Origin of the sequence: Nitratireductor sp. StC3, assembly GCF_003015025.1 — a bacterium.
GTDB lineage: Bacteria > Pseudomonadota > Alphaproteobacteria > Rhizobiales > Rhizobiaceae > Mangrovimarina > Mangrovimarina alexandrii.
This window is the reverse complement of the sequence record NZ_PYBP01000010.1, coordinates 74,636-89,831: the sequence shown is the minus strand read 5'-3', so window position 1 is coordinate 89,831 and position 15,196 is coordinate 74,636. Positions and strand designations below refer to the sequence as shown.

The 15,196-nt window shown below is 66.0% G+C and carries 16 protein-coding genes; 7 read left to right on the top strand and 9 right to left on the bottom strand.

Annotated elements, in window-relative coordinates:
* Positions 1–24 precede the first annotated feature (24 nt).
* The 5 genes from C7T96_RS18745 (at position 25) to C7T96_RS18725 (ending at position 3,941) form a co-directional block, all read left to right on the top strand.
* Positions 25–1,383: a hypothetical protein gene (locus C7T96_RS18745; protein WP_106572784.1), complete on the top strand. Its 1,359-nt coding sequence runs from the start codon at positions 25–27 to the stop codon at positions 1,381–1,383.
* Between the two features lie 52 nt (positions 1,384–1,435).
* Complete coding sequence (locus C7T96_RS18740) at positions 1,436–2,182, top strand: hypothetical protein (RefSeq protein ID WP_106572783.1); 747 nt, start codon at positions 1,436–1,438, stop codon at positions 2,180–2,182.
* A 250-nt stretch (positions 2,183–2,432) separates the two neighbouring features.
* Positions 2,433–2,750, top strand: a complete 318-nt coding sequence (locus C7T96_RS18735; RefSeq protein ID WP_106572782.1) for a hypothetical protein — start codon at positions 2,433–2,435, stop codon at positions 2,748–2,750.
* A gap of 101 nt (positions 2,751–2,851) precedes the next feature.
* Complete coding sequence (locus C7T96_RS18730; protein WP_106572781.1) at positions 2,852–3,511, top strand: SH3 domain-containing protein; 660 nt, start codon at positions 2,852–2,854, stop codon at positions 3,509–3,511.
* Between the two features lie 223 nt (positions 3,512–3,734).
* Positions 3,735–3,941: a DUF3955 domain-containing protein gene (locus tag C7T96_RS18725; RefSeq protein WP_245414177.1), complete on the top strand. Its 207-nt coding sequence runs from the start codon at positions 3,735–3,737 to the stop codon at positions 3,939–3,941.
* A 14-nt stretch (positions 3,942–3,955) separates the two neighbouring features.
* On the opposite strand, the gene C7T96_RS24235 is transcribed toward C7T96_RS18725, so the two are convergent.
* The 9 genes from C7T96_RS24235 to C7T96_RS18680 all read right to left on the bottom strand — a co-directional run bounded on the left by C7T96_RS24235 (position 3,956) and on the right by C7T96_RS18680 (position 11,892).
* On the bottom strand, positions 3,956–4,729 hold the full coding sequence (locus C7T96_RS24235; protein ID WP_199190514.1) for a hypothetical protein: 774 nt from the start codon (positions 4,727–4,729) through the stop codon (positions 3,956–3,958).
* A 162-nt stretch (positions 4,730–4,891) separates the two neighbouring features.
* The gene (locus C7T96_RS18715; RefSeq protein WP_106572779.1) at positions 4,892–5,206 is read right to left on the bottom strand and encodes a hypothetical protein; all 315 of its coding nucleotides are present in this window, start codon (positions 5,204–5,206) and stop codon (positions 4,892–4,894) included.
* Positions 5,207–5,235: 29 nt separating this feature from the next.
* Positions 5,236–7,302 carry a M13 family metallopeptidase gene (locus C7T96_RS18710; RefSeq protein WP_158264419.1) on the bottom strand — a complete coding sequence of 689 codons (2,067 nt, stop codon included), beginning with the start codon at positions 7,300–7,302 and terminating at the stop codon, positions 5,236–5,238.
* 10 nt (positions 7,303–7,312) lie between these two features.
* Positions 7,313–7,975, bottom strand: coding sequence for an MliC family protein (locus C7T96_RS18705; RefSeq protein ID WP_106572777.1), 663 nt, complete (start codon positions 7,973–7,975; stop codon positions 7,313–7,315).
* A gap of 79 nt (positions 7,976–8,054) precedes the next feature.
* Complete coding sequence (locus C7T96_RS18700; protein ID WP_106572776.1) at positions 8,055–8,843, bottom strand: CPBP family glutamic-type intramembrane protease; 789 nt, start codon at positions 8,841–8,843, stop codon at positions 8,055–8,057.
* A gap of 109 nt (positions 8,844–8,952) precedes the next feature.
* A complete protein-coding gene (locus tag C7T96_RS18695; protein ID WP_106572775.1) occupies positions 8,953–9,396 on the bottom strand; it encodes a hypothetical protein in 444 nt (147 codons plus the stop codon).
* A 15-nt stretch (positions 9,397–9,411) separates the two neighbouring features.
* On the bottom strand, positions 9,412–9,741 hold the full coding sequence (locus tag C7T96_RS18690; protein ID WP_106572774.1) for a hypothetical protein: 330 nt from the start codon (positions 9,739–9,741) through the stop codon (positions 9,412–9,414).
* A gap of 120 nt (positions 9,742–9,861) precedes the next feature.
* Positions 9,862–10,863 carry a L,D-transpeptidase gene (locus C7T96_RS18685; protein WP_106572773.1) on the bottom strand — a complete coding sequence of 334 codons (1,002 nt, stop codon included), beginning with the start codon at positions 10,861–10,863 and terminating at the stop codon, positions 9,862–9,864.
* 141 nt (positions 10,864–11,004) lie between these two features.
* Entirely contained in the window at positions 11,005–11,892 is an 888-nt protein-coding gene (locus C7T96_RS18680; RefSeq protein WP_106572772.1) for a LysR substrate-binding domain-containing protein, read from the bottom strand.
* Between the two features lie 269 nt (positions 11,893–12,161).
* Between C7T96_RS18680 and C7T96_RS18675 the strand changes: the two genes are divergently transcribed.
* Positions 12,162–14,594, top strand: coding sequence for a DUF3772 domain-containing protein (locus C7T96_RS18675; RefSeq protein WP_106572771.1), 2,433 nt, complete (start codon positions 12,162–12,164; stop codon positions 14,592–14,594).
* A gap of 359 nt (positions 14,595–14,953) precedes the next feature.
* Positions 14,954–15,148 (top strand): hypothetical protein, encoded by a 195-nt coding sequence (locus tag C7T96_RS18670; RefSeq protein ID WP_106572770.1) that lies wholly within the window; start codon positions 14,954–14,956, stop codon positions 15,146–15,148.
* The last annotated feature ends 48 nt before the right edge of the window (positions 15,149–15,196 follow it).

Genomic DNA, 15,196 nt, shown 5'->3' with positions numbered 1-15,196 from the left:
CCGAATTCATCGCAGGAGTTGGACATGGCGCGTATTGCTATCATCGGCGGCGGACCGGCGGGACTGGCCGCAGCGTTTTGCCTGGCCGCGAGCGGGATCGAGTTTCGCCTGTTCGAGGCCGGCCGGGCGCTGGAGGAGCGGCATCACGACAAAGCGAGCGAGCTGGGATGCGGCATCGGCGGAGCCGGCCTGTTCTCCGACGGCAAGTTCAGCTTCCACCCGTCCGGCTCCCATCTCTATCGGCTGCGCGACAAGGACCGGCTGTGGACGGCCTACGACCGGATCTGCGCCCTGCTCGACGGCGTCGGCATCAAGGTTCCGGTCACACAGGGGCCCGCCGGCGGCGACTTCGTGTGGACCGGGGACCCGATCACCACCAAGGACTATCCGTCGAGCTACGGCACGCTCGAACAACGGGCGGAATTGATTGCCGCGCTGAGCCGCGACTACAGGGCCTGGATCGAGACCGGCACGTCGGTCGAACGCGTACGCCGCAACGGCGCGGGATATACGGTGCGGAGCCGGCGGGAAGGCGGCTCGGCCCGCGAGGACGACTTCAGCCATGTCGTCGTCGCCACCGGCCGGTTCGGACCGCAGGCGATCGCCGACCTGATGCCGGAGCTCGCGCCCACGGCCGAGCTCAGATACGAATTCGGCATCCGCATCGAGCATCCCAACCATGTCGGCTTCCTGAACGCGGTCGACCGGCCGGACGTCAAATACATCATCAACGCGCTCGACACCGAGGTCAGAACCTTCTGCACCTGCCGCAACGGCGAGGTCTGGCTCATCCCCTATAACGGGCCTTCGGCGCTGTCGGGCCGCTCCGACGGCCCGCCCTCGGGCTATTCCAATTTCGGTCTTCTGGCGCGGTTTTGCGGCGAGACCGTCGACAAGGGCCGACGGCTGTGGCGGCAGTACCAGCAGGCGCTGGCACAAAGCGAAAGCGCGCTGTGGCAGCCGTTGCCGGCGTTTCTGGACGGAGGCGCGGCAGGCACGCCCGCGCTCGACGGGCGACCGTGGCATCCGCGCGCGGAGTTCCGCCGCGGCGATATCGCGGCGATGCTGCCCGAGGAATTGCATGCGATCCTGAGCGGGAGCCTGCGACTTCTGGTCGACCAGTATCCCGACCTCTATTCGCCCGAGACCGTGTGCCTGTTTCCCGCCATCGAAGGCGTCGGCGCATTCCCGCTCAACGATCTGAACCTGAAGGGCCCGGCCGAAAACATCTGGTTTTGCGGCGACGCCGTCGGACGGTTTCGCGGCCTGATCCCGGCTCTGGTCAGCGGCGGCTACGCGGCGGCGGCCGTGTGCGCGGCCATTGCCGGCGACGAGCCCGCCGCAGCCGTCCAGCAGTCCGAGACCAAGATCGCGGCCGAGTGAACGGTTTGCGCACCGTGACCAGCGCGATGGCGGGACGTTCAGGGGAGGCTTCATGCTGATCGCGATAGAAGGCATCGACGGGGCGGGCAAAACCCATATCAGCCGCAAGCTCGCGCGCGCCCTAACCGCGAGCGGCCGGCGGGCCGTCTATGTCGACAAAAAAGACCTTTCGTTCGGCGACCGCTTCGCCGACGGCAGGCTGGCGCTGCTCAAGGAGGCGCTGTGGCCAAGTCGCGCCGAACCCGGCCAGGACCTTCTGGGAACCCGGTTCTACCTCCATCTGCTCGCCGCCTGGTTCGCGGCCGCGGGGCAGTATTTCCGGCGACAGGCGACCCGCGACAGCGACACGCTGCACGTCATGGACGGTTCCTATTTCCGGGTGATCGCCAAGGCGCATCTGCGCAGCGGAATCGAGATCGCAGCGTTGCGCGGCTTCTTCACCGAAGCCGCCGAGCCGGACCTCGTGGTGCTGCTCGATCTGGAGCCGCACATGGCCTGGGCGCGGCGCAGCGCCTTCAAGGAAACCGAAATCGGTCGTTGGGACGGTTTCACCGGCGACCCGCAAGAGGCGTTCTGCGCCTATCAGCAACAGGTCCGGCAAATCCTGCGCGCGCTGGGCGAACAGCAGGGCTGGATGGTCGTCGACCAGAGCACGATGCATAACGATACGGAAATCGTCGACCACATCATCGCCCATATCGCGGGCGACCGGGGTGCGTGCGGACCCGACCGGGATACGCAAAACCGCCGGACCGCGGCGACGCGAGACGCCACCAATGGCGGGATCGGAACCTGTTAGCGGCCTTTATCGTCCGATGGATCGCTTGACCGTCAGTGTCGGTGTGCCGCGCGGGAACACGGACGGTGCGATATCGCCACGCTGGGGCGGATGCGAAGGGCTCCGGCAGCGCCATTGGTGACTTCAGATCATTCATTGCCTACGGATTTCAGATTTTCGCCGTGCGTTTCTTCGTTAATCTTCAATCATCGAGGCCCTCGGGGGGATCGATCCCGTCGAGCGTGCCGCAGACAGGAGATGGAAACTCGTCATGTATTCACGCCTTGTGCTTGCCGTTCCCCTCGCCGTGCTTTTCGGATGCCAGACCGACACTGGCGGCAGCGGCAGCGAACCGCTTCCCGGTGTGGCGAGCGCGCCGGCGGCACCGGTCGATATCGCCGACCTGGTCGGAGCGCGCGGCGCCGGGGGCGAAACGCAACTGCAATTGCGCGGCTACGAACTGGCCCGCACGCGCGGACTGACCGCCTATTGGTGGAACGCCGAGTCCCGGACCTGCGCACAGGTCGTCACCGCCAACGGGCGTTATGAAAGCGTCGTGGAGGTCAACCCGGCCGAATGCGAGGCCTGACGCGTCTGCGGCAAACCGGTCGAGCGCAACGGCCCTGAGCCACCTGGATCGTTCTGCGGCGGGCACGCTTTGTCCAGACCAGGAAGGAAAGGAGTGTCCAAATGCGGATTTTCTCGATCGTCATGTTGGCGGTCCTGCTCGCCCTTGGCATGGGCAAGGCCGGGGCGCAGGAGATACGCGAGGAAAGGGTACGGTTCGAGGCCGGCAGTTCCGGTACCATGCTTGGAGGAACGATCCGGGGTTACGAGATCGTAGACTACCTGCTCGGCGCGCGCGCCGGCCAGGACATGGCGATCGAGTTCGAAACCACCAACCTGTCGGCCTATTTCAACCTGCTGCCGGCCGGCAGCGAAACCGCGATCCATGTCGGATCGAGCAGCGGCAACAGCTTTGCCGGCATGCTTCCGCAGGACGGCGACTACCGCATCCGCGTCTATCTGATGCCCAATGCCGCGCGCCGCGACGAGGAGGCGGACTACGCGCTGTCGATCGGCATCGGCGGCGGCGCCGATCCCGACTACGCGGACGGGCTGTCGGGCGGACCCGATTTCTGGCGCGTGGCCAACGTACCGGCCAACGACACGCTCAATGTGCGTTCGGCACCGGGCACCGGCAATCCGGTGATCGGCGAACTGGCCAACGGAGACCGCGTACGCAATCTCGGCTGCGCCATGCACGGGCAGTCCAGATGGTGCCGGATCGAGGCCGGCCTCGAGCAGAAGTTCACCGGCTGGGTCAACGGACGCTATCTGCGGGAATGAGGCAAGCTCCGCCTCGGCGGACCCGCTTTGACGGAAAGGGCGCGGATTTCGTTCCCGCGCCTCTTCGCCGTGCAGAAAGCCAACGGCGACGGGTCATATTTCGGACATTTCGGTGAAGAAGATCGCGGCTCCAAACCGAGACGGTTGCGACAAGCCGGCGCGCGGCGATGCCGCCACCGCGTCAGCGCAAACCGTTCGGCCCCACACATAGCGGAGAGCCATAGTGCCCACGAAACTGATGACGGTTCTGCTTGTCGCTGGGCTCGCCTGTCTGGCGGCGTTTCGCCTGATCGGCAGCGATGTCGACGAGAACGGCATCCTCAGGGAACCCTTCTTCCTGCTTCCGATCGGGTCCTTGCTCGTCCTGGTCGGGTTTGCCGGCCTCGCCGGCATGGCCGTTTCCAGACTGTTGCGCCGGCTGAGCGGATAGACGGCGCGCCGGCCTCAACCGCCTTCGATGACGGCATCGGGGATGGCGAAATGCTCCGCCCCGTCGACGGTCACGAACGTGGTGTCCTGTTCGCGATGGGTCGCGACCTCGCCGGTTTGCGGGCTGGTGACGACGCCGTTGTCGAAATCGAGCGTGCGCTTGAAGCCGTCGGGAAAGACGATATCGACCGTCGCCACCGCCCCACCGGCGCGCACGACGCCGAAATCGCAGCGCGTCACGGTCTCGTCGCCGGTAAAGGTGCAATCGATCTTGCCGGTGGCGCTGTAGGGCGTGCCGGCGACGCGCGCGTCGGTCTCGGCCACGCTGGTCGCGGTCGACGGCGCCGCCGCGCCGGCTTGCCCGCCCATCGCGTCGATGCCGATGTGAAGCTGGTAGTCGGCCTCCTCGCCGCGCCGGGCCGCGGCCCGCACGAGATAGACCTGAACGGTGTAGGTGCCGTCGGCGGGCAACACGCCCGAATAGTCGTTGCCGTTGATCGCGCCGATGAACATCGCTTCCTCGCCCGGCCCCTTGCCCGGCTCGTAAATGTTGAAATAGGCGCCGGCATTGCTGGGCTCGAACACGACGGTCATGGTCTGACCGGCGCGCGCGTCGAGCAGATAGTCGACCGAACCGTAGCCGACGATCCGATCGGACAGCGTGGTGGAACTCTCGCCGGCCGCGAAACGCACCTCCTGGTGACGAACCGCGTCGGAGGCGAGCGCAAGGCCGGTTGCCGAAAGCGAGAGGACCAGAAAGACCGATAGGACGCGAAACACGCCAAACATGATGCCAGTTCCTTTTCACCAACAAAGCCGCCTCGTCGACGATAATAGTCCGGGACGGCGGCGCGGCCAAGAAGCGCGTGATGCGGTTATGCCGCCCGCCGCGCCAGCCCGATGAGCAGCAACAGGGCGAGCGCACCGACAGGCCGCCGCCGGGGCCGAAATCTAAAGCGCGCCCTCGTCGACCATCGACATCACCTCGGTGACCACGCCGCCGGAAATCAGGCAGCGCCACGGCGCGCGGTCCGGCCCCACGCCGACCATCACCAGCGTCGCCGCCTCGGAAAATTCCGAGCTGAGCACCGTGACCGTGTTTCCCGTCTGCCCGGCCACGGCCGCAAGGCAGGCCCTCTCATCGTCGGCGCTTCCCGAGCGCAGCGCCGGCTGATCGTCCGGCGGCGCCGTCTGCGTGCAGCCGGCAATGGCGGCCATGGCCGCCAGCATGACCGTATGCGAACATCTTTTTGCAACGTTGCTCATGTCTGCGCTGTCTCCTTCGAAAAGCCGCCTCACCATGCATGGACCCGCTTGGCCGGCGGCAGCCACATCGGATCGCCCTCCTCGATCCCGAAAGCCTCGTAGAAGGCGTCGACATGTTGGAGCGCGGCAACGGTGCGGTAGAAATTCGGCGGATGGCCGTTGCCGGCGACGATGGCGCGCAAATAGGGTTCGGCCGCCTTCATCGTCCAAAGCTGGGCCCAGCCCAGGAAGCAGCGCTGCGCCGGCGTGAAGCCGTCGATCTCGACATTTTCCTGCGGATGTTCGTCGAGATAGGTCATCAACGCCTCGTAGGCGAAGGTGATCCCGCCGACATCGGCCATGTTCTCCCTGACATTCAGCGGACCGTTGGCATGAAGGCCAGGCAAAACCTCGAAGGCATTGGCCTGGTCGATGAGTTTCTGCGCCTCGGCCTCGAAGGCCTCGGCATCCTGCGGCGTCCACCAGTCGCGGAAATTGCCGGTCGCGTCATAAAGCCGGCCGCCGCTGTCGAAACCATGGGTCATTTCGTGGCCGATGATCGCGCCGGTGCGGCAAAAACGCAGCGGCGCATCCATGTCGTGCGCATAGACCGGCGGCTGCACGATCGCCGCCGACACCTCGAAGCCGTTGATCGAGGGGTTGTAGGCCGCATTGACCACGATCGGCAGCGTCGAAGAGGCGTTGAATTCGTCGTGCTCGACCGGACGTTTGAGCTTCTCGGCGAGGCGGGCCATCGAGAAGGCACCGAGATTCATCATATTGGCAACCGGGTCGGGGCCGATATCGACGCTCGAGAAATCGATCCATTTGTCCGGATAGCCGACCTTGTAATAGAATTTGGCGACCTTCTCGAGCGCCTGTGCGCGGGTCTCTTCCGACAACCATTCGCGGGTCTTGATGCGGGAGCGGAACACCGCGTGAATACGCTCGACCATGTCGAGCACGTCGGCCCTGGTCTCCTCGGAAAAATGGGCGTCGACATAGATCCGGGAAGCCGGGTGGCCGAGCGTGTCGATGAAGAGCCGGTAGAGACGGTCCTGCCGCGGACGGTCGGCGCTGGCGCCGAGGAGGGCGAGATCGAGCGCCTTTGCCGGCGCGTCAAGCGCCGTGGTCAGGAAGGGCCTGTAATTGTCGACGACACGAAACGCGGCATAGTCCTTGAGCGCGCCGAGCGACGTGGTGCGCCAGAGCTCGGCAAGGGCCTGCAGGGCGCGCGGCTCGAACATGTAGAACGCATCCGGCTTGGCGAAGCCGATCGTGTCCAGGTAGAGCTCGAGATCGAGCGCGGGGATCAGCGCCTGCACCTCGTCATAGGTCTTTTTGGTATAGCGGTTGCGCGGATCGTTGGCCTCCTCCGGTGTCAGCAATCCGGCATAGAGCGCGAATTCGATCTCAAGCGTGGTCTCCGCGATGCGGGCCGCGTCGGCGGGCGCATAACCGGCAATCGTCATGACGTCTTCGACATAGGTGCGATAGGCGTCCACCCGCGGGTCGCCCTGCGCATTGCGGTAGATGTCGAGAAATTTGTCGTCGACGCCGAAGCTTTGGCCCGCGACGAACATCGCGTAGCGCTTGCTGTCGGCGGGGTCGGAGCTCGGCGCGACCACGGCAAACAGGCTCGGCCCCGCGATCACCGCCTGCTCGGCCATGAAACGGGTCATGTCGTCCAACGAGGCGATCGTCTCGATCCGGTCGAGCAGGCCGCGCACCGGCCCGATGCCGGCCGCGTCGATCGCCTCGACATCCATATAGGCGTTGTAGAAATCGCCCACGAGCTGCACGGCGCTGCCCTTGGGCGCACCGGCGGCTGCCCGCCCCGCCTCGGCCGCGGTGGCGGCCATCTGCTTGATCAGGCGCTCGGTCATGATCTCGAACACGCCCCAGGAGGCGCGGTCCGACGGCCGCTCGATCCGGTCGAGCCATCTGCCGGAGGCGTACCGGTAGAAATCCTGGCTGGGATCGACGCCGGTATCCATGTTTTCGACCGAAAACATCAGATCGTCGGGACCGAGCGGCGGCAGTTCCTGCGCAACCGTGGTCCCGCACAGCGCGGCATAGGCGGCTCCAGACAGAAGCACGGCGGCAAAACGGGACATCACGGCCTCCTCAGTTCGTGGCCCTGCATTCATATTCGGCGCCGTCCGGGTCGGGGTCGCGATAGGTCGCCCGCTCGCCCTTGATCCAGATCGAGCGGCCGAAGCTGCCTTCATATTTCGCCCCCGAACCGCTCGGCACCAGCGAGCCGGTGTCGACGCTGTCGCCGCGCTCGAAACGGACGGACGGCAACTGCGTGTCGAAGAACATGGTGACCACCTCGTTGGCCGGGCTGTCGCCGCATTGCCAGGCGGTGGTGGCGGTCGGGCTTTCGAGCAGGAAGCGGGCGACCAGTTCGCCATCGCGGCGTAGATAACTGCCTTCGACGCAGGCGCGCTGGTCCTCGGCCTTCCAGCATTCGTCGCGCCCCTTGACCCAACCCCGCTGATAGGCGTGAAGTTCGTCTTCGGCTTCCGTCGCGCCGGCGTCGAGCGTGCGAACCGCCGCGAGCGCCGCAGCGAAGCGATCCGCCAGCAACCGGTCGAGCGCGGCCAGTTCGGCATCGCCGCAAACCAGCTTCTCGGCCGCGCTTTGCGCCTTGGCGCAGTCGAAGGACGGGCCGTCCTGGGCCAGCGCCGGAACGTTGCCGGCAAAAAGCGCCGGGGCGCAGAAGACGGCAAAGGCGAGCCGGCGCCCGCGTCCGGCGAAAAAACGCCAATCTCGGATATGTGTCATGCAGCTCTCCTCGTCCCGGTTCGTCGTGCGCACCGACGCCGGTCTCGGACCGTGCCGCGCGTGAAGGGTCCAGCCCGCCTCATCCGCCGTCTTCGGCCACCCCCGCCGCACCCAGGATGGAGACGGCGAAGATCGCCCAGTCGTTCAGGATATGGGCGCCGGTCGACACCCAGATATTCTTGGTGACGATATAGGGCAGCAAAAGCACGATGCGCGCCATCCCGACGCCCATCAGCGCCTGAGCGACGTTCCAGCCATAGGTCGGCAGATGCGCGGCGGCGAAAATGACCGCCGCCGCCAGCGTCGCCACGACGACCGCGGCCCTGCGACCCATGCCGCGCCCCGTGAGCCAGGCGAGCACGGCCAGGAAAGGCAGGATCGACATGACCTCCTCGCCGAGCAGCTGCACGGCCGTGCGCGCGAAAAACAGCCACAGCCCGGCGCCCTGCAGGGCGCCGGCATCGGCGACGACCTCGTTGGCCGTGGTCTGCATCAGGTTGACCATGATCGCGCCGACGACGAGCGTCACGGCGATGTTTAGAACGGCGAAGCCAGCCATCAACAGGAAATCGCGCCCCCGCAGCGGACGAAAGATCGCCGTCCAAGCGCGACCGGCGACGAAGGCCAGCGCGGCAAGCGGGATCGCGGCATAAAGAGCAGCCGGCACGAAACCGGAAAACTGGCCGCGCAGGAAGGGCGGCGGATAGACGAAGACCGCGAACCCCGCGACGACACCGACCATGACGACCCACCACCCAGCGGCCGAAATCGCGACCGGCCGCCCCCGGTAATAGGGAAAATCGTCGCCAGGACGTTCCAGCCAGGCAAAACGCTGCGAAGCCGCGACCGGCGCGGGACTTTCATGCATCGTCAGCCCCTTTTGCAATCCTTACCTGCGCGCCGCCTCGCTCGCGGTCCTGGCCGCAATGACGGTCTGGGCACCGCGTCGGCCAGCGCAGCGCGGCGACACCCATTCTCTATTCCGACGCCCAGACCTGCTCTTCGGCAAACTCGGGGTCGGCCCGCGTCTCGGCGGCCTCGTGGCAGGTCTCGCCCGGATCTTCGGCGGCCGTGGCCAGTTCGCCGCCGATCAGGATGCCGTAGACGACCAGCAGGTGGCGCTCGAAATATTGTTTCTGCTCGTCCGACATCTCGGCTTCGGATTCGTGGGCGAGCGCGCCGAACTTTTCGAGAAAGCGCGTCTCGTCCAGTTCGAAGCCGACGCAGACCGAGGCTATGGCGGCCTGATGGGCGAGCAATTGCAGCCCGGTGAACTGGTCGTCGGTCAGCTTGTCCTCGAGCAGATCGAGGGCATGGGCGCGCACGAAGGCCCCTTCATCGTTGATCGCCGCGGCCGGCGCGGCCATGGACAGGACCGCAAACGCGCAGGCCACCGTCATTGCAAAAGGCTTCGATTTCATGATCCCCATCCTCGTCTAGCGATACAGGCGCCGCGTCCAGCGCGGGGCGTAGCGGCCATTGGCGCGATAGCAGCTCCGCTGCGCCGGATAGCAGGTGATGCGCGGGGCCGGACTGAAAGGCGCGTGGGACGCGCGCACAGCCCGACGGGACTCATAATGGTGGCGATGGCGATGGTGGCGCGAGGAGGCGGCAAGCGCGGCCGCGCCGACCAAAAGGCCGCCGACCACCGCCGCCGCGGTCCGCGATTCGTTCTTCGAATGGTGCCTTTTCTGGGCGAGCGCCGGGGAGGCGAACGAAAACGCAAGCGCTCCCGCAACGAAAAACCTTATCAAGACGCTGGACATCGCTTTCTCCACGGTTTGCCGGACAGGCCGGCCAGAACGATTGGAAGTCGTGCGCCACCGCACTGCGCGGGGCCGACGGACGGCTGCCGCGCGCCGCCATCGCGGCCAGGCGCGGCCCGCTCACGACATGATGACGAAGTCCTTGCCCGACCTTGTTTCGGGATGGAGCGGCGCGTCGGTGACGACCATCGTCATACCGGGGTGCATGCGTGCGCCCATCTTGGTGACGAAGGCATGATCGGCGGTCAGACGCACAAGCACGTCTTCCTCGCGCGCGAAGGCGCCAACACCTTCGCTGTTGTGACTGATACCGGCCCAATGCATGCCCTGCGACCCGCCATGCGCGCCCTGCAGGACGAAAACATGATTGCCGAGTTTGCCATTGCCCTTGATCGTCAGACGTCCCGTGGTCAGGACCTCGCCGTTTTCCACCAGCAAAATCTCGTTGCCGGACGATGAGGCGATCACCGACGTCACGGGATGGGCTTCGGCCTCGGTCCAGTCCTTGGGATGCTTCTTGCCCTTCAGGGTCGCTTCGATCTTCTCGAATTCGTGTTCGGCATAGCCGCTAAGCACCATGCCGGGATGTTTCAGCTCCCAGGGATCGGAATGGGCGCCGGAGATGATCACCGGCGTGCCGAGATGGGTGATGGTGAAGAGTTTCGCGGAAAAGTCCAAGGGCAGGCGTATGCAGCCATGCGAGGCCGGATAACCGGGCAGCTTGCCGGCATGCAGGGCGATCCCGGACCAGGTGAGCCGGTTCATATTGGGCATCGGCGCGTTGTTGTAGGTCGAGGAGCGATGGTGCTTGTCCTTCTGCAGGACGACGAACACGCCCGTCGGCGTGCCGTGGCCCTTCTTGCCCGTCGAACAGGTCGAGACCGCGATGCGCACGCCGTTGCGATAGACATGGACAAGCTGCTCGGGCAGCGACACGACCACGGCGACCGGCCCATCCGGCTGGCGGTCGGGATGCCAGGTGAACTCGCCCGGCTGCAATTCGTGGATTTCCTTGAGAACTTCCTTGGCAATGCCTTCGGCACCGAAAAACGCACCCGCAGCGACCGCTCCACCGGCAAGGAAGTGGCGACGGGTCAGGCCATGTGGGCCAGCTCCGCTCATTTCGATTCTCCCATCGAGTCGACGCCGTTCGGCCGTCTGGCGCGGCCGTCACGAACGTTTGCACACCCTCTATTCGCTTTCATTACGGCCCATAAATCGATTAAGGTCCAATGAGTTCTGATAATCATTGTTGATTTTGCCTCATGACCCGCCGGTTTCTGCGATCTGACGCCGGAACCAGGCCTCGAAAGCCCGCAGAGCGGTCTCGTCGCGCCGCGCGGCCTTGATGCACAAATAATAATCCTCCTCGGTCGGCAGCCGCGCCGGCGACAGCGCCCTGAGCCGGCCCGCTTCGATATCACGCGCGGCCAGGAAATCGGGGACAAGCGCCATACCGAGTCCGTTCTTGGCCATTTCCAGCGCGAGCAGGTAGTGCGACGTCTGCAACCAGCGGCCGGTGTGGATGTCCGTCAACGCCACGCCGGCGATTCTCGACCAGGCGATCCAGTCATCGCCCAGGCGCAGCGGATCGAGCGTGGTGGTGACCAAGGGCAGGGATTGCGACGCGAACCGGCTTTCGGGCGCGGGCGCGACCGCGATCAGCTTTTCGGCCTGAAGCTGCATCGCCCAAAACCCCCGCTCCGTGGGGAGGGTGGTCACGAAGGCGTCGGCGACGGCGTCGGTGAGTTCGGGGTCCTGGGCATACATGCGCAATTGCAGATCGATCTCGGGATGCGCGGCAAAAAAACTGCCGAGCCGCCCGATCAGCCATCCGGGCGCAAAACTGCTGCAGATCGCCAGCCGCAACACGTCGCGGTCGGTGCCCACCACTTCCGCCAGCGAGCGCTCGATCTGGGTGAAGGCCACCTGCAGCTTGGCCGCGAGGCGCCGGCCGGCCGGGGTGAGCATGATGCCGCGCCCCGAACGGACCACGACCCTTTCGCCCACCACCTCGCTCAACTTGCGGATCTGATGGCTGACCGCGCTCTGGGTGACGCCCAACTCGGCGGCAGCCCCATGGATCGATTCGTGTCGGGAAACGGCCTCGAAAATCTCGAGGGCGCGCATGTTCGCCCTGTGCCGGTTCATGGCCGCAAACCAGGCCGGCCGTCAGAAAAGACGGGGCCGCCGGGGCCGCTTGGCGGGATTTTGCCTCCCTGGCTACCTTGCCCGCGCGCCTGCGCCATCGCCTCTGTCAAAAGCAAATCCAGTCTCCCGAACCATGCAGAAATACACCATGGCCACCGCTGCGCACAAAGTTCGACTTTGTGCCAATCTCTCGGCGCCGTGGACCAACCGACTTGTTCGCGGCGGCAAAATCGGGCCAATATCGGCCATCGGGGGGAACCGAGGATCGCATGGCGCGCTTCATCACGCATTTTCTGACCGTGTTGGTGCTGGCGCTGATCGCCGGAGCCGGACCGGCGCGCGCCCAGAATGCGCCGGACGCGCAGGATACGCCGGAAACCTTCGAGCAGCGCGTTGCCGAGTGGAACGAAACGGCGGAAAGGGCCGAGGAGACGCTGCGCAATGCGCGCGCCTCGAACGAGGCGCTGGAGATCCTCAGGAGCGATGTGGCCGCGACCCGCAGCGAGGCGCTGGAGATCATCGAGCGCGGCAATATCGAAACACTGACGCTGAAGGCCAGACTGGAGGCGCTGGGGCCGCCGCCGGCAGAGAAGGACGCCGAACCGGAACGCATCGCCACGCAACGCAAGGCGCTGCAGGAGGCGATCGCGATCGCCGACGCGCCGGTGCTGACCGCCCGCCAGGCCCATAACCGCGCCGAGGTGCTGATCGAGGAAATCGACAAGCTGATCCGCGCACGGCAACGCAGCGAATTGCTGGCACGCGACCCCTCGCCGCTGGTGCCGACCTATTGGTTGCCGGCTTTGAGCGAAGTGTCGGCCTATCTGGGGCGCGTGCTGGACGAGCTCGGCGACATCGTCACCAGTCCGACGCAAGGCGCGCTGATGCGCCAGCGCCTGCCGCTGGCGGGCCTGCTGTCGGCGATCGGGCTGTTCGTGCTTGTGTTCGTGCATCCGCGCGCCATGCGCCGCCTCGAAGCCGCGAGCGCCGCGGCGACGGGCGCCATCCGCAAGCGCGGCTATACCGGGCTGGCACTGGCGCTGCGGCTCGTGCTCCCGGCAACCGGCGCCGGCCTGCTGGCGGTCGCCTTCCTGTCTCTGCGGCTGGCACCACCGTCGGCCAAATCGCTCGACGCGGTCGCCGTCACGCTGGCGCTGCTGCTGGTCATCGCCTACTGGCTCGCGCACGCGGTGTTCGCGCCGAGCCAGCCGGAACGCCGGCTCGTCGAGCAAGACGACCAGACGGCCATGCGCGCGACCTGGGTCGCGCTCGCCCTCGCCCTGGTGCTGGGGTTCGATGCCATCCTGGAGGCGATGGAACGCGACTTCCAGTTCACGCCGGCCTCGCGCTCGGTGATGGCGGCGATCGTCGTGGTGCCCGGAAGCCTGCTTTTGTGGCGGCTGGCGGGCCTGCTGCGGACACCGGCCCAAGGCTCCGACAAAGCCGGCACGGCGCAAGCGGCCGGCGACGAGGCGGCGATCTCCCTGACCGGGCTGACCGCGCGCGCGCTGCAGCTTGCCGCCGCGCTGGCGATCTTGTTCTCGGTCGCCGGTTACGTGCAGATCGCCCGGCAGGCGATGGTGCCGATGGTGTTGTCGATGGCGCTGCTGGCCTTCTGCCTTTCCGTCTACCACGTCCTGACCGGCACGGTGACGCGGCTTCTGGGCGGCCACCAGCCCGATGAGCGGGTCGCGGTCACGCTCCTGCCTTTCGCCGTCGGGCTGTTGGTGCTGATCGCCTCGCTACCGGCCTTTGCGCTGATCTGGGGCGCGCGGATCGCCGATATCTCGGAGGTCTGGATCCTGCTCACCCAGGGCGTGGAGATCGCCGGCATCAGAGTGTCGGTCGGCGTGGTCTTCACGCTGATCGCCGTGTTCGTGCTCGGCGTCTTCACCACGCGCTGGCTTCAGCGTTTCCTGGGCACGACGGTGCTGCCGCGCACCCGGCTCGACAGCGGCGGGCGCAACGCCGTGCTGACCGGGCTCGGTTATGCCGGCATCACGCTGGCGGCGCTGATCGCGGTGTCGGCCGCCGGACTCGACCTTTCCAACCTGGCCATCGTCGCCGGCGCGCTGTCGGTGGGCATCGGCTTTGGCATGCAGGCGATCGTGTCGAACTTCGTGTCCGGCATCATCCTGCTGGTCGAGCGGCCCATCAAGGAGGGCGACTGGATCGAGGTATCGGGGCATTCGGGCATCGTGCGCAAGATCGCGGTGCGCTCGACCCGCATCCAGACCTTCGACCGGCACGACGTCATCGTGCCGAATTCGGACCTGATCGCCGGCACCGTCAAGAACATGACGCTGACCACGCAGACCGGGCGCGTGATCGTCCCGGTCGGCGTCGCCTATGGCAGCGACCTGGAAAAGACCCGGCAGATCCTGCTCGACGCGGTCAGGGACAACGACATGGTGCTGTCCTATCCCGAGCCGGCGGTGCTGTTCATGGGGCTCGGCGACAGTTCGCTCGACTTCGAACTGCGCTGCTTCCTCAAGGACGTGTCCAACGTGTTGACCGCGCGGTCCGACCTTTTGTTCACGATCTACGCGGAACTCAACAAGGCCGGCATCGAGATCCCGTTTCCCCAACGCGACATCACCGTGCGCAATGTCGAGGACCTCGCCCGGGCGCTCTTGCGGTCGCACACCGCGGGCGACGCGCCCACGACGGCGGAGGAGACCCCGCGCACGCCAGGCTCCTGAGCGCGGGCCGGTCTTGGCGATGAAGACACGGGCAGCGTTTTGCAGGGCGGCGACCGCACGGTGCGCGTCACCGGGTGCGGGCGCTTCGCAGGCATAATGTTCATTTCGGGGAGGACAGCGGAACGACCGTTTCCGGGTGCCCAGGACCGAACAGCCACTGTTAAGTGTTGACTGATCTCGACGGTGGCTTTCGGCCCCGATTCAGACGTTCCAAGAACCCCAGAACGTACTGTGAACGCTTCGGTAATGGCTAGAAAGCCCGCAAATGCGGCGTCCCAGAAGGGCGGTTTTCGCGCGGTTTCTTGAGCGGATAAGACTTCGAGTATGTTCGGTGACAACGATTCGCGGGATCGCACGAGATGGAAGGTATCGAAGAGTGGAATATTGCCGCGAGCCTCGCGGTTGAGCAGTATCTCGACTATCGAGGCGCGCCGCCCGAAGGTTGGCTTGAGGCCTTGGTCGAACACGGCGTCGGCGAGCGGCTGCGCGATGGCGAGGTGCGGCTCAACGCCTTGGGGCATCGCTACCGTGAGCGATTGATGCACCGGAGATAACACCCTTCGGCCGGCACAGGTCTTTCCCCGAATGGGGTACCACCCCCA

Excerpts from the sequence above, each read along its gene's own strand:
- C7T96_RS18690 (WP_106572774.1), bottom strand. The coding sequence starts at position 9,741 with ATGTCCAGCGTCTTGATAAGGTTTTTCGTTGCGGGAGCGCTTGCGTTT.
- C7T96_RS18735 (WP_106572782.1), top strand. The coding sequence starts at position 2,433 with ATGTATTCACGCCTTGTGCTTGCCGTTCCCCTCGCCGTGCTTTTCGGA.
- C7T96_RS18705 (WP_106572777.1), bottom strand. The coding sequence starts at position 7,975 with ATGACACATATCCGAGATTGGCGTTTTTTCGCCGGACGCGGGCGCCGG.
- C7T96_RS18680 (WP_106572772.1), bottom strand. The coding sequence starts at position 11,892 with ATGAACCGGCACAGGGCGAACATGCGCGCCCTCGAGATTTTCGAGGCC.
- C7T96_RS18685 (WP_106572773.1), bottom strand. The coding sequence starts at position 10,863 with ATGAGCGGAGCTGGCCCACATGGCCTGACCCGTCGCCACTTCCTTGCC.
- C7T96_RS18675 (WP_106572771.1), top strand. The coding sequence starts at position 12,162 with ATGGCGCGCTTCATCACGCATTTTCTGACCGTGTTGGTGCTGGCGCTG.
- C7T96_RS24235 (WP_199190514.1), bottom strand. The coding sequence starts at position 4,729 with ATGTTTGGCGTGTTTCGCGTCCTATCGGTCTTTCTGGTCCTCTCGCTT.
- C7T96_RS18710 (WP_158264419.1), bottom strand. The coding sequence starts at position 7,302 with ATGTCCCGTTTTGCCGCCGTGCTTCTGTCTGGAGCCGCCTATGCCGCG.
- C7T96_RS18715 (WP_106572779.1), bottom strand. The coding sequence starts at position 5,206 with ATGAGCAACGTTGCAAAAAGATGTTCGCATACGGTCATGCTGGCGGCC.
- C7T96_RS18700 (WP_106572776.1), bottom strand. The coding sequence starts at position 8,843 with ATGCATGAAAGTCCCGCGCCGGTCGCGGCTTCGCAGCGTTTTGCCTGG.
- C7T96_RS18740 (WP_106572783.1), top strand. The coding sequence starts at position 1,436 with ATGCTGATCGCGATAGAAGGCATCGACGGGGCGGGCAAAACCCATATC.
- C7T96_RS18670 (WP_106572770.1), top strand. The coding sequence starts at position 14,954 with ATGGAAGGTATCGAAGAGTGGAATATTGCCGCGAGCCTCGCGGTTGAG.
- C7T96_RS18730 (WP_106572781.1), top strand. The coding sequence starts at position 2,852 with ATGCGGATTTTCTCGATCGTCATGTTGGCGGTCCTGCTCGCCCTTGGC.
- C7T96_RS18745 (WP_106572784.1), top strand. The coding sequence starts at position 25 with ATGGCGCGTATTGCTATCATCGGCGGCGGACCGGCGGGACTGGCCGCA.
- C7T96_RS18695 (WP_106572775.1), bottom strand. The coding sequence starts at position 9,396 with ATGAAATCGAAGCCTTTTGCAATGACGGTGGCCTGCGCGTTTGCGGTC.